Raw genomic sequence first — 13,111 nt, 5'->3', positions numbered from 1 at the left:
CACACCATTATACCGCATTCCCTTTCCTTATACGAGAAAAAGACCACCGATAGGTGGCCTTTTTCGACAGGCTGAGACCGGCATGCAATTTTGCATGCCGGTCTTTTTCTGCCTGCGAAATCCAAAGAAGGCGGAATGAAGTCCCATGGATCCGCCCACACTGGATACGGAGGTGAGCGGCATGACCCAAAAGCGACTGGCTGCGCTGTTCGGAACAGTTCTCGTGGCATTTTCGGTGGTGATGGGGCGCCTGTATCTTCTGGCGCAGAATCAGGAATACGCACAGACCGCACAGGCGCAGACGGTTACCACTCTTACGCTGGAAAACAGCAGGGGAAATCTGTACGACTGTAACGGAACAGCCATCACCGGATACGGCCAGCAGTATTATGCGCTGTCCATTCCGGGGGAAAGCAGCTACGCGGAGCTGTTTCAGTATGTGCCGTACAGTGAGCAGGCTTATCTTTATGAAAAGCGGAATGCACTGTCGCCCTTTCTGGTTCAGGTAGACCGGGATCTGACCGATCAGGGGATCTATACCTATTCCGTACCCAATCGATACTGCCCGGTACCGCTGGCAGAGCATCTGATTGGCTATCTGAACGGGGATGGCAGCGGGGTGGCGGGGCTGGAGCTGGCATTTGACGAATTACTCAGCAGTGGTCAGTCCACCCGGGAAATTCAATGCGTGACAACTGCACAGGGGTCTCTGCTGGCGGGCAGTGAACCGCAGCTGCTGGAAAGCCAGGCGGAAGGGCAGGGGGTAATGCTCACACTGGATACCGCTACCCAACGGGTGTGTGAAGCCATCGCGCAACAGTCCATGGTCACCGGCTGCATCCTTGTACTGGACGTAAAAACGGCAAAGGTTCGTGCCAGCGTCAGCGTTCCGGAATTCGACCCGAACAACATCCAGGCCAGCCTGCAGGATGAGAATTCGCCCTTTTTGAACCGGGTTCTCTGTCAGTACAATGTGGGATCTGTATTCAAGCCGGTATTGGCAGCGGCAGCTCTGGAACGCGGCATCGGCTGGTACAGTATGGAATGCGAAGGTGTGATCACCATCAGTGATCATGATTACCACTGCGCTCTGGACAGAGCCCACGGTCTGATGAACATCCGCGGTGCATTGGAAAAAAGCTGCAACTGTTTTTTCATTGATCTGGGAATGCAGCTGGGCGGTGCACGCATTGCAGAACTGGCCCGAAAGTTTGGGTTTGGTCAGACGGTATATCTGGCTGGCGGTTTGAAAAGTGCCGAGGGCGTGGTGCCGGAGGAGGAGACGCTGGAGGATCTGGGCCAGCTGGCAAACTTCAGCTTTGGTCAGGGCCAACTGATGGCCGCGCCGGTACAGCTGGCCGCAGCTTATAACGCTCTCGCAGCAGATGGAATCTATCGCAGCCCCAGCTTTCTGGAAGCGGTGATTGATGAGGACAGCGGCGAGGTGGTTCGGAATTTGTATCAGCCGGAAACCCGTAAGGTGGTGAGTGAATCCACTGCCGAAGCCCTGTGCGACATGCTGGCTGGCGTGGTGAACGAGGGCATCGGTGTGCAGGCCGCCCCGCAGAATGGCACCGCTGCGGGCAAAACCGGAACCGCACAGACTGCCGTGTTCGACGAAGAGGGCAGGGAAGAGATGAACTACTGGTTTGCGGGTTTTTACCCGGTCGAAGATCCGCTATATACCATTGTGGTATTACAGGATGGTACTCCGGAACCTGGAACAAGCTCCGCCACCGTGTTTGCACAGGTGTGCGACGGGCTGTTCTGGCTGCAAAATGAAGAGACTCGCGCCCGAATTCTGCATCAGCAGGAGAAGCTGGAGGAAGAACAGTCAAAATTCGCTGCTGACAGTTGACAAGCAGAGCGGCACGCGCTATACTGATAAAGTAAATGATCATGATAATGGCTGTGATAGGGCCAATGACGGGCAGACAGCTCCAGAGAGGGAATCATACGGTGCAAGATTCCTGCTTTTCCTCCCGTCGCATGCCACCCTTGAGCCCTCGGCGAAGAGCCGGGCGTAACGCGGCGTTAACGCGCAAAAAGCGGCGGTTCTGAAGCATCAGGGCCGCAATCTGGGTGGTACCACGGAGATTTTTTAGCCTTCGTCCCTGTTTGGGGGCGTGGGCTATTCTTTTTTCTGGGAAGTCCGGCTGTAATCTGATCTGGCGCTTTGCACACAAAACATGTAGAGGAGTTATGAACGATGCAATGGACCGGTTTGAATGAACTGCGTGAAAAGTATCTTTCGTTTTTCGAGAGCAAGGGTCATCTCCGTCTGGATAGCTTCCCCCTGGTGCCGAAGAGCGACAACAGCCTGCTGCTGATCAACAGTGGTATGGCTCCCATGAAGAAATGGTTCCTGGGTCAGGAAGAGCCCCCGTGCCATCGGGTGACCACCTGCCAGAAGTGCATCCGCACCCCGGATATCGAGCGTGTGGGCATCACCGCCCGTCACGGCACCTATTTCGAGATGCTGGGTAACTTCAGCTTCCAGGACTACTTCAAGAAGGAAGCCACTGCCTGGGCCTGGGAATTCCTGACCAAGGTTCTGGAGATTCCCGCCGAGCTGCTGTACATCTCCGTTTACGAGGATGACGACGAAGCCTGGGACATCTGGACCAAGGAGATCGGCATTGCCGAGGATCACATGGTTCGCTTCGGCAAGGAGGACAACTTCTGGGAGCACGGCTCCGGCCCCTGCGGCCCCTGCAGCGAGATCTACTTTGACCGCGGCCCCGAGCACGGCTGTGGCAAGCCCGACTGCAAGGTTGGCTGTGACTGCGACCGCTACATGGAGGTCTGGAACCTGGTGTTCAGCCAGTTCGATTCCGACGGCAAGGGCAACTACACCCGTCTGGAGCGCCCCAACATCGATACCGGCATGGGCCTGGAGCGTCTGGCCTGCGTGATGCAGGGCGTGGGCAACCTGTTCGAGGTTGATACCGTTCGCGCCATCCTGAACCATGTGGAGAAGATCAGCGGCAAGACCTACGGTCAGGACGCCAAGACCGATATCTCCATCCGCGTGATCACCGACCACATCCGCTCCACCACCTTCATGGTGAGCGATGGCATCATGCCTTCCAACGAGGGCCGCGGCTATGTTCTGCGCCGTCTGCTGCGCCGTGCCGCCCGTCACGGCCGGATGCTGGGCATCACCCGCCCCTTCCTGACCGAGCTGGTGGATACCGTTATCCACGAGAACAAGGCCGGCTATCCCGAGCTGGAGGAGCATGCCGACTACATCAAAAAGGTTATCGGCACCGAAGAGGAACGCTTCTATAAGACCATCGATCAGGGCATGACCATCCTGAATGGCCTGATCGACAACATCACCAAGGCTGCCGTGGCCGGCAAGGAGAAGATTCTCTCCGGTATCGACGCCTTCAAGCTGAACGACACCTTCGGCTTCCCCCTGGATCTGACCCGCGAGATTGCCGCTGAGGCTGGCATTACCGTGGACGAGGAGAACTTCCACTCCGAGATGAAGAAGCAGAAGGAGAAGGCCCGCAAGGATCGTCTGTCCCGCGGCATCTCTGGCTGGGATTCCGATCTGTTCAGTGAGCTGACCGTACCCGCTACCGTGTTCACCGGCTATGAAAAGCTGGAGGACAAGGGCCAGGTGATGGCTCTGTCCGATGGCGAGGAACTGGAGGATGCCATCTCCACCGACGAGGGCGCCAAGGAAGGCGTTCTGGTGGTTCTGGATCAGACTCCCTTCTACGCCGAGAGCGGCGGACAGGTTGCCGACACCGGTTCCATCGTAACCACCGACGGTGCCCGTCTGGAAGTGAAGGATGTAAAGAAGACCGGCAAGGGCTACTTCGTTCACACCTGCACCCTGATGGAGGGTACCGTAAAGGTTGGCGACAGCGTGACCGCTGCTGTGTCCAAGGGCCGCCGGATGTCCATCGCCCGTAACCACACCAGTGCCCATCTGCTGCAGAAGGCTCTGCGCGAGGTGCTGGGCAGCCATGTGCATCAGGCCGGTTCCTACGAGGACGACGAGCGGGTGCGCTTCGACTTCACTCATTTCAGCGCTGTAACTCCCGAAGAGCTGGCTCTGGTGGAGCATATCGTGAACCAGAAGATCTTCGAGGCTCTGGACGTAAACATCCAGAACCTGCCCATTGCAGAGGCAAAGAAGATGGGCGCCATGGCCCTGTTCGGTGAGAAGTACGGCGATGTGGTTCGCGTTGTGGACGTGAACGGCTGGTCCACCGAGTTCTGTGGCGGTACTCATGTGAAGAACACCGCTCAGCTGGGCTGCTTCAAGATTCTCAGCGAGTCCAGTGTAGCCGCCGGTATCCGTCGTATCGAGGGCACCACCGGCTACGGCGTGCTGAACCTGCTGGACGAGCGCACCGAGATGCTGCACAAGGTGGCAGATGCGCTGAAGGTCAACAACATGAAGGATCTGCCCCTGCGCGCTGTGGCTGTGGCCAGCGAGGTGAAGGCTCTGAGCAAGGAGCTGGATGCCGCCAAGGCCGCTGCTGCTGCCAGCAAGATCGACGGCCTGTTTGAGGCTGCCGAGGATGTGAACGGCATCAAGATTCTGACCGCCTACTTCTCCGGTACCGCTCCTGAAGCACTGCGCAGCATGGCGGAAAAGGTACGCGACAAGGCCCCCAACACCGTGGCAGCTCTGGTTGGCTCCACCGACGGCAAGATTACCCTGGCAGTTGCCTGCGGCAAAGGTGCGCTGGATGCAGGCCTGAAGGCCGGTGTTCTGGTGAAGCAGATTGCCGCCATTGCCGGCGGTAACGGCGGCGGCAAGCCTGACTTCGCCATGGCTGGTCTGAAGGACGAAAACAAGATCGACGAGGCGCTGAACGCCGTTGCCGGTATTGTGAAAAACGTTCTGGAAGGCTGATTGAATTGTAAGTTTCTCGCACCCCGGGGGAATTTTCCGGGGTGCGAGGATCGTTTGCCGATACAATGGATTCAGGAAAGGAGATGTTTCCATGGATTGCCTGTTCTGCAAAATTGCTCAGGGCCAGATCCCCTCGAACAAACTGTTTGAGGATGATAAGATCCTTGCCTTCTATGACATTGATCCCCAGGCGCCGGTTCACTTTCTGGTGATTCCCAAGCAGCATGTGGATTCTGCTGCCGCGCTCACTGAGCAGGACGGCGAACTGCTGGCTCATGTATTCGCCACCATTGCTCGTCTTTGCAAGGAGCTGGGCTGTGAAAATGGTTACCGGGTGGTAACCAATGTGGGGGAAGACGGCGGCCAGAGTGTAAAGCATTTGCACTTTCATGTGCTTGCCAAGCGCAGTCTTGCCTGGCCTCCGGGCTGATGTGTCATTGCCCTGTGCTGTGTGACCGAGAAAAAGGAGATATTTAATTATGAGCGAGACCTATACCCTGCATGTGGCCGGCCTGAGCCGGGAACTGCCGGTTTGTGCCATCAACGAGCATCTTTCCATCGCTGCATTCATCATGTTCAGCGATGTGGAGCTGACCGTTGCATGCGCCAAAGCCCTGCTGGAAAAGTGCCCGGAGTTTGATGTGATTGTCACTGCCGAGGCGAAAGGCATTCCTCTGGCCTATGAAATGAGCCGCCAGAGCGGAAAACTGTACATTCCGGCCCGTAAAGGCGAGAAGCTTTACATGCAGAATCCGGTGGTTGTGGAGGATCAGTCCATTACCACCAGTGCCCGTCAGAAGTTGGTAATTGATCAGAAGGATCTGGAAGCCATGAATGGCAAGCGGATTCTGATTGTGGACGATGTAATCAGCACCGGCGGTTCTCTGCATGCACTGGAAACTCTGGTTGGCAAGAGCACCGGCACCGTTGTTGGCCGTGCGGCTGCACTGGCAGAAGGCGATGCCGCTGACCGTACCGATATTATTTTCCTGGAAAAACTGCCGCTCTTCACCCACTGATCCGGCAACGCGAATGAGACGGGTTCTGGCAGCTTGCTGTTTTGTTTGGTTCGCCACCAAACTCATCGCCGTATATCTGCCGCCTGCGGCCCTCGGGCTGCTCGCGGCAGTTTTTGTATGCGTGTTTTGGTATTCTCTGGCGCTTGCGCGACGGGATTACAGTCGTCTGCTTCCATTGGTGGGGTTGGCGGCGATCCTTGTGCACACCCTGGTTTACAGTACGGTGGTAGCGCCGGTTTTTGCGTTGGCGGGAGAAGAAATTGACGCTCTTGTGGTTGCGGAACAGGTGGATCCCGGTTTTCAGGATGGAACGGTGCGCGGGGAATTTACCGTGGTGGAGCTGAACGGCAGGAAGCTGCCGGTATGGAAGCGTTTTCGAATCTCTTCCGTGGCCATGCCGGAGTGTGAAAGGGCCGATCGGCTTCGTGGGCATTTCTCGGTGGAACTTCTGGAACGGGACGAATACTACTACGGCAACCTTGCAGATGGCGTACTCCTTCAGGTGGAAGGGGCAGAAAACCTTTCGCTTGAGGGGCAGAGCCATGCGCCGCGCTTTTTTCTGCGGGGGCTTCAGGAAACCCTTGCCCGCAGCTGCCGCCGGTATCTGCCTCAGGAACTGGGCGGAGTTCTTTCCGCCATGGCGGTGGGGGATAAAAGCCGCCTGACAGACGAGGTCACTGAAGCCTATCGGGCAGCTGGAGTTTCCCATCTGCTGGTGGTATCTGGCTTGCATCTGACTCTTTTATGCGGGGCCTTCCTCGGTAACCGCCCTTGTGGTGGTCGATTCCGGAAACAAAAGGCTCTGGCTGCCATGCTCCTTGTTCTTTGTATGATGGCGCTGGTGGGCTTTACCCCTTCGGTGACCCGGGCCGGTGTGGGTGCGTTGATTTTTTATACGGGAGCTTTTTTGTTGCAGCCTGCAGATTCCTTCACCTCACTGGGGATCGCTGCCGTGCTGCTTTCTCTGCAAAACTGCTATGCGGTTTGCGATCTGGGGCTGCAGCTTTCCTTTGCCGCCACGGTGGGGGTGCTCTGCGCAGCCAGAGTTTTCCCTCCTGCCCGGATGGATGAACAGGAGGAGCATCCCTGGCGCTTCCGGCTGCGGCGTGTATGCACCTCCTTGCTGGTGCCTTTGTTTGCTGCGATATTTACTCTGCCGCTTCAGCTGCTGCATGGATTGTCAGCCAGTGGAGTTTCGGTGCTCACCAATCTGCTGGTCATGTCTCTGGTCGGGCCAATCGTCTGCCTGGGGCTGATTTGCGCGGTTACCGGTCTGATACCTGCTCTGTATGGTGTCACACGGGCTGTGATGCTGCTGGCCGGAGTACTGGTCAAATTACAGAATGCCATTGTGTTTTATATGGCTTCGCTTCCGGCGGCAAAGCTGGTTTTGCCGAAAGCATTTACTGTATTTGCGGTGCTTGTTTGCGGGGCGGCGCTCTGGTATGCCTGGCGGCTGCATCGTCTGCGCTGGGCAGTACCGGTGCTTTGTGCGGGGCTTGTGCTGTCGGCTAACTTATACGGTGCGCTGACACAGGATGTGGTCACAATTCGCCTTTTGGGCAGTACATCAAGCCCCTGTGCGGTAATTGTTTCAGAACAGCAGGCGATGGTTTTGTTTCGTGGCGGAGAAAGCAACCGCCAGCAGGTACAGGACTGGTTGGATGTTCAGGGGATAGGGACGGCAGAGCTTTGGGTGGATCTGCGACAAAATCCCGGCGAGCTGAATGTTCAGGGACGTTTGATTTACACAGAGGATCTGCCAGAAGGGCAGCAATGGATCGAAGAATTTCACGGAATTCGACTTTCTCTTCTCAACCAGAGTGGAGCAAATCTTGCATTGCTGGAAATCAGCGGTTATCGTGTGGCTATGATCACCGGTCGGCTGGAAGCAGGTACGCCATTGCAGGTTGATCTTCTGCTTGCGGGCGCTTCCAATCCCGGCATGGTAGACCCGGTACAGGTGCTCACCGCCAAATCGTATGACTGGCACGCCGAACAGCCAGATGTCCACTGGAAATACGCCCCCTTGGGCGGTACTGTTTTCATCCGCCCCGGCAGGGCAATCACATTTGAGGGGGTAACCAATGCTGCATAACGAACAAAAACAACAGGCCGCGCTGCAGAAAGGCCTGCCGGTTTTTTACTACTATTCTTCCGATCCATTCCTTGCCCGTGCCGCCGCAGAAAAAACGGCAGCGGCTTTGCTGCAGGAGGACGGGGAGAGTACCCGACTGGATGGCCCGGCGCCCACGGTGGAGGAGCTGGTGATGGCAGCGGGAACCATCTCGTTTTTTGGAACCCGCCGCATTGTAGAGCTGCCCATGCTGCAGCCCTCAGCCTACTCGGAAAAAGACATGGCGGAATTCTGTGATGTGTTGGCCAGCACCGAGAATGCGGTGTTTGTGATCCACAGTGTTTTTTCAGAGGAGCGGGGCAAGCTCAAGCTGTCCAAGCAGGCAAAAAAGCTCATTGAGACCTGCGAAACGCTGGGATACGCCGCAGAGGTAGCGCATCCCGGCGTACAGGAGCTGCGTCGAATGCTGCGTCAGCGTGCCGAGGGCATGAATACCGCCATGAGCGAAAGTGCGGCCGGCCTGCTGCTGGAACGCTGTGGTCAGGATCTGTTTCTGCTGGAAAATGAGGTGGATAAACTGGCTGCCGCCAGTGGTTATACCGAAATTACACCGGGCCTGATTGTGGAGATGAGCACCCAGAATCTTGAGGCAGACGTCTTTGACATGGTTCGCCTGATCACCGGTAAAAACGCCGCCAAAGCCTGCGAAAAGCTGAACACCCTGCTGCGGCTGCAAAACGATCCGATTGCCATCACGGCAGCCATGATCGGCAGTTATGTGGATCTTTACCGGGTCAAGGCCGGTCTGGCGGTAAAAAAGAGCTACGGCCAGGTGCATAAGGATCTGGGCTATAAAGGCAGCGATTACCGGCTGAAAAAATCTGCCGAAACCGCCGCTCGCTACACATTGCCGCAGCTGGAGCAGTGCCTGGAGATTCTGCTGGAGCTGGACCAGGGGCTGAAGGGCTCTCCGACAGACAGCGCTGTTCTGCTTCAAACCACACTTTGCCGTCTGGCAGCCGCGGGGGTAACACGATGAGTGAAAAACTTCGCATCCAGCAGGTGATCGTGGTGGAAGGCCGGTATGATGCAGCGGCCCTCAGCGCAGTGGTGGACGGACTGATTATCACCACCGATGGCTTTGCCATTTACAAAGACAAGCAGACCCAGTCTCTGCTGAAAGAGCTGGGCCGTCAGCGGGGCGTGATCCTGCTTACCGACCCGGATGCAGCGGGCTTTCGCATCCGGAACTTTTTGTCCAACCTGATCGGGCACGAATATGTGAAGCAGGCCTATGTGCCTGCCATTGCAGGCAAGGAGTCACGCAAGGCGGTTCCCGGCAAGGAAGGTCTGCTTGGTGTGGAAGGTCTTCCGCCGGAGGCATTAAAAAAGGCCCTTCTGGATGCGGGGGCCAGTGAGACTGCTGCCCGCAGCGGTCGGGCCATTACCTACACCGATCTATATCAGTGGGGGCTTTCCGGCACGGCCGGCAGTCAGGAACAGCGGTTTGCTTTTCTGCGCAGGCTGGGCCTTCCGCCCCGTCTTTCCAAAAAGGCGCTGTGTCAGGTGCTCAATCAGTTGTATACCTACGAGGAAGCCCAGGCGTTGGCTGAACAAATCGAAGAATAAACAAGAGGCCCGGGGCCGCGAAAGGAGCAAATTACTCCTCGCGTGGCCCCGGGCCTCTTGTTTTATTTCAGTTTACCTTCCAGCATCTGCTGATTCCACCAGGGCTTTTCAGCCTGAAAGCTGCGTCCGCTTACCCCCTGCAGCAGGGGATTGGTCAGAACGGGGAAGGTGAGCTGCCAGGCACACAACGCCTGATATTTCAGCTTCAGTTCCCGGTTGGCGGCGTTATTGCCGTATTTGCTGTCGCCCAGAATGGGGCATCCAATGCTGGCCAGATGCGCCCGAATCTGGTGTGTCCGTCCGGTAATCAGTTCCACCTGCAAAAGCGCCAGACGGCCGCTCACCGCAAGGGTTTTATACCGGGTTTCGATCTCCTTGCCGCCGGGCATTGGACGCTCGCTCACCCGTACCAGCCCCTTGCCTGCATCCTTCACCAGATATCCCTGCAGGGTAGCCTGCTCGGGACGGGGCCGTCCAAATGTAACACACAGATAGTCCTTGCGGATTTCCCGATCCCGGATCAGATCGATCAGCAGCTGTTCGGTTTGCGGATCCTTTGCGATCAGCACAAGCCCGCTGGTGCCGGTGTCCAGCCGATGGCACAACGCAGGTGCCGGGCCCTTTCCGGGTTCCCATCCATGCTCTCTGTGCAGATAAAGCATGGCCCGGTTGATCAGTGTATCCGGCTCGGTGTCGTGGATTACGGGCAGGCCGGCGGGCTTATCCACCAGAAGAATGTGTTCGTCCTCATAAACCGGCTTTGCAGCGAATCGGGCACGCAAAAATGCAGGGCCCTGAACAGCTGTCGGATTGAACTGCTCCTCCGGCAGAAACAGCCGGATCTCGTCTCCGGTCTGAACCCGGGTGGAAAGGGGTTGTTTTTTGCCGTTCAGTTTGATTTTGTTTTCCCGCAATGCCTTATTTAACCTGCCAAAGGTCAGGGCAGGGAATTGCTCCGTGAGGTATTTGTCCAGCCTTACCGGGGTAAGGCTTTTCACAGAGATAATCTTCATGAAAGAACCTCCAGATCCTTACACTGACCGCTTTCGTTATACAGGCAGTGCGCATCGTCAATTTCCAGTGTGACCATCAGCCAGCCGGCATCCTGATCACTTACTTCAAGAATGGGATACACCCCGCCCTCACCATCGGAAAGAGCCGTGGCTCCCTCCAGCTTCTGGCGGGTAAAGGGAGTATCATAGAAAAGAACAACCCTGTTGGCATCCTCCTGCCGTCCGATACTTTCCAGATTCAAACTCAAAATACCGTGATCCCAGAAGTCATCGGAGTAATTGGCCAGATGCAGCGGATAATTCTCACTGAATTTCATTGCCAGCGGATGGGTAAACTCCTCCAGTCCGGGGGCGATCACATAGACAAGAGGAGAACGGGTTTCGTCGCCGGTTCGCTGGTACAGTACCCCGCACCAGGCACCCTGATCCTGCGCCGCCTGTGCCACAGCCAGGAAGGTTTCCTCCTGTTCGGTAAAGAAGATGCAGTCCTGCGGCATTGCGCCTTCGGTAATGGCCTGTACAAATTCCTCCTGCCGCTGTTGGGCCTGAGCTTCATCATAGCGGGCAGTAAAAGATGTGTCGCTGCTGGTCATCTTCTCATCTGCAGTGTAAAGGGCCAGGCTCAGGCCGGTGGTTTTCAACGGACCCAGTGCCACCAGATGCTGGTATCGACCCTCGGTTGTATCCAGCAGTGCTGCAAGGCTGCTGTCTGTCTGGCTCAACAGGTTAAATCCCGCATCCGAATAGGGACGGAACGAACCCGCCTTTTCCAGCAATGCCGGGCTTAAATCCACCAGCTGTACAAGGCACAATACCCCGATCACAGCAGTTTGTACCCATTGTTTCTGGTATCGGGTCAAGCGGATCAGTGCAGCTACGCAGCAGGTAAAAATCAGGTAGTATACCGGCCAGAACAGTCGCCCGCTGGAGCGCAGAGTGGTTGCCAGCTGTATCACAAACTGGGGCAGGGGAATCCGGGCAAGCACAGCGCCGTTGGCGGTAATCACATTGCTGACCGCAAATACCGTCAGGCAAAGCACAACAAACAGCAGTCCAAAACGATTTTTCAGGCATTTGAGGATGCTGGATCGATGCCAGCGCAGAACAACAATTACAACTGCCACGCTGCACAAAAGCATCCCAAGGCCCAGATAATTGAAGCCGTCGTAATTCCCCAGTGTTTGATTCTGGGCGGGCAGGAACAGGCTCCATTTGCCCATACCACGGCTGATCGAGTTCCAGAGCGCGTTCAGATTCATGCAGAAATGCCCATACTGTACGCCGCTTCCTCCGGATGCGGATCCTCCGCTGAACAATCCGAACAGCCAGCCCACCAGTGCGGTGCATCCAAGATTGGCCGCGAGCAGTGCGGCAGGCTTTGCAAACTGTTTGTGAAACACCGCATGTTCTGCAAAAAGCGCAAAAGTAAGCGCATACGTCATGGGGGCAAAATAAGGGTGAATGGCCAGCGTCAGGCAGTTCACAGCGAACAGCCCCGGGTAGAAAAAACGGTCTTCCCGCCGCCCGCGAATGTAATAATACAGTGCTGCCAGAATCAGGAACTGAGCGGCCAGCGCAGTATGGCGAAACGCCCGCTCCAACAGAACAGGGCTAAAAACAAAGGGAACTGCGCCAAGCAGTACAATGGGCGTTCTGCGGCTGAACAGCCCCACCAGCAGGCAGGCAAATCCTCCCTGCAATACAAAGCAGAGCAGCGTGAACAGCCCGAAATACTGGAACACAGAGGGCAAAAAAGGTTCCAGCAGCCGAAAAAGTGCAGCAAACAGCGGGATGGAGTCGGTAAATGCCACGCTCAAACCAAAAGGCCAGTTGATGCGATCCGAAAAGCAGAAGGGGATTGAAAGCTCAGACTGCCGGTAGAACATCCAGCCCGCATAATGCTGCTGAATGTCTGCCTCGATGTATCCACCGCGCAGCCAGGCGTCGTTTGTCACATCCAGTGGCGAAAGTCCATACAGCAAAAAGAATACCGCTGCGCCCAAAAGGCAGCCAAGAGCAAACAGCCGCCGACGCTCGTTTTTTTCATAACCAGGCATTTGAATCAAAGCCACGTCCTTTCCGTTCCTGCAAACCCCGACATAAAAGAGATTTGCGCAGGCATGGTTGCTTTGTTTATTATAAACGATTCCCCACTAACCTACAATTCCTTTGTTGGAATCGAAGGGCTATCCCATCGGAAAACATTGACAACGCAATGTATTTGGTGTATTATAATTAGGCTTGCCGCTGTGGCGGAACTGGCAGACGCAAGGGACTTAAAATCCCTCGCCCCAATAAGGCGTACCGGTTCGATCCCGGTCAGCGGCACCAAGCCGGAGCAAAGGTTGCTTTGCTCCGGCGTTTTTTGTATCCGAAGAAGGAAAAAGCTCCCTGCCGTTATTTCGGCAGGGAGCTTTCAGCCTGTCGAAAAAGGTTACCGAAAGGTGGCCTTTTTCTCGTATTGAGGAAAAGAAAGCGGTATAATAGTGTGGGG

General features: G+C 56.2%; 9 protein-coding genes and 1 tRNA gene. 8 read left to right on the top strand and 2 right to left on the bottom strand.

The window, feature by feature from the left end; genetic code table 11:
• Nucleotides 1-145: 145 nt before the first annotated feature.
• The 7 genes from ACESYO_RS15940 (at nt 146) to ACESYO_RS15910 (ending at nt 9,604) form a co-directional block, all read left to right on the top strand.
• A complete protein-coding gene (locus ACESYO_RS15940; protein ID WP_373210812.1) occupies nt 146-1,858 on the top strand; it encodes a peptidoglycan D,D-transpeptidase FtsI family protein in 1,713 nt (570 codons plus the stop codon).
• 351 nt (nt 1,859-2,209) lie between these two features.
• The gene (alaS, locus tag ACESYO_RS15935; protein WP_373210810.1) at nt 2,210-4,879 is read left to right on the top strand and encodes an alanine--tRNA ligase; all 2,670 of its coding nucleotides are present in this window, start codon (nt 2,210-2,212) and stop codon (nt 4,877-4,879) included.
• A 91-nt stretch (nt 4,880-4,970) separates the two neighbouring features.
• Entirely contained in the window at nt 4,971-5,309 is a 339-nt protein-coding gene (locus tag ACESYO_RS15930) for a histidine triad nucleotide-binding protein (protein WP_058963028.1), read from the top strand.
• Nucleotides 5,310-5,358: 49 nt separating this feature from the next.
• The gene (locus ACESYO_RS15925) at nt 5,359-5,898 is read left to right on the top strand and encodes a phosphoribosyltransferase family protein (RefSeq protein ID WP_058963027.1); all 540 of its coding nucleotides are present in this window, start codon (nt 5,359-5,361) and stop codon (nt 5,896-5,898) included.
• Nucleotides 5,816-7,996, top strand: coding sequence for a ComEC/Rec2 family competence protein (locus ACESYO_RS15920; RefSeq protein WP_373210814.1), 2,181 nt, complete (start codon nt 5,816-5,818; stop codon nt 7,994-7,996). The genes ACESYO_RS15925 and ACESYO_RS15920 overlap by 83 nt, the downstream gene beginning before the upstream one ends.
• Nucleotides 7,986-9,014: a DNA polymerase III subunit delta gene (gene holA / locus ACESYO_RS15915; RefSeq protein ID WP_276871952.1), complete on the top strand. Its 1,029-nt coding sequence runs from the start codon at nt 7,986-7,988 to the stop codon at nt 9,012-9,014. The genes ACESYO_RS15920 and holA overlap by 11 nt, the downstream gene beginning before the upstream one ends.
• Nucleotides 9,011-9,604 (top strand): toprim domain-containing protein, encoded by a 594-nt coding sequence (locus tag ACESYO_RS15910; protein ID WP_058963024.1) that lies wholly within the window; start codon nt 9,011-9,013, stop codon nt 9,602-9,604. Before holA ends, ACESYO_RS15910 begins: the two co-directional genes overlap by 4 nt.
• Before the next feature lie 62 nt (nt 9,605-9,666).
• On the opposite strand, the gene ACESYO_RS15905 is transcribed toward ACESYO_RS15910, so the two are convergent.
• Together ACESYO_RS15905 and ACESYO_RS15900 are read right to left on the bottom strand one after the other, a co-directional pair.
• Entirely contained in the window at nt 9,667-10,617 is a 951-nt protein-coding gene (locus tag ACESYO_RS15905; protein WP_373210809.1) for an RluA family pseudouridine synthase, read from the bottom strand.
• Nucleotides 10,614-12,674, bottom strand: a complete 2,061-nt coding sequence (locus tag ACESYO_RS15900; protein ID WP_373210807.1) for a DUF6311 domain-containing protein — start codon at nt 12,672-12,674, stop codon at nt 10,614-10,616. The genes ACESYO_RS15905 and ACESYO_RS15900 overlap by 4 nt, the downstream gene beginning before the upstream one ends.
• A gap of 186 nt (nt 12,675-12,860) precedes the next feature.
• Here ACESYO_RS15900 and ACESYO_RS15895 point away from each other — a divergent pair.
• A tRNA-Leu gene (locus ACESYO_RS15895) sits at nt 12,861-12,948 on the top strand.
• Nucleotides 12,949-13,111: the final 163 nt, after the last annotated feature.

Origin of the sequence: Allofournierella massiliensis, from assembly GCF_964241245.1 — a bacterium.
GTDB lineage: Bacteria > Bacillota > Clostridia > Oscillospirales > Ruminococcaceae > Allofournierella > Allofournierella massiliensis.
Note: the sequence above shows the minus strand (reverse complement) of the source record. Positions and strands in the feature narration are given on the sequence as shown.

Bases quoted from the DNA above. Each gene is read 5' to 3' on its own strand.
- ACESYO_RS15940 (WP_373210812.1), top strand. From the start codon at position 146: ATGGATCCGCCCACACTGGATACGGAGGTGAGCGGCATGACCCAAAAG.
- alaS (WP_373210810.1), top strand. From the start codon at position 2,210: ATGCAATGGACCGGTTTGAATGAACTGCGTGAAAAGTATCTTTCGTTT.
- ACESYO_RS15930 (WP_058963028.1), top strand. From the start codon at position 4,971: ATGGATTGCCTGTTCTGCAAAATTGCTCAGGGCCAGATCCCCTCGAAC.
- ACESYO_RS15925 (WP_058963027.1), top strand. From the start codon at position 5,359: ATGAGCGAGACCTATACCCTGCATGTGGCCGGCCTGAGCCGGGAACTG.
- holA (WP_276871952.1), top strand. From the start codon at position 7,986: ATGCTGCATAACGAACAAAAACAACAGGCCGCGCTGCAGAAAGGCCTG.
- ACESYO_RS15910 (WP_058963024.1), top strand. From the start codon at position 9,011: ATGAGTGAAAAACTTCGCATCCAGCAGGTGATCGTGGTGGAAGGCCGG.
- ACESYO_RS15905 (WP_373210809.1), bottom strand. From the start codon at position 10,617: ATGAAGATTATCTCTGTGAAAAGCCTTACCCCGGTAAGGCTGGACAAA.
- ACESYO_RS15900 (WP_373210807.1), bottom strand. From the start codon at position 12,674: ATGCCTGGTTATGAAAAAAACGAGCGTCGGCGGCTGTTTGCTCTTGGC.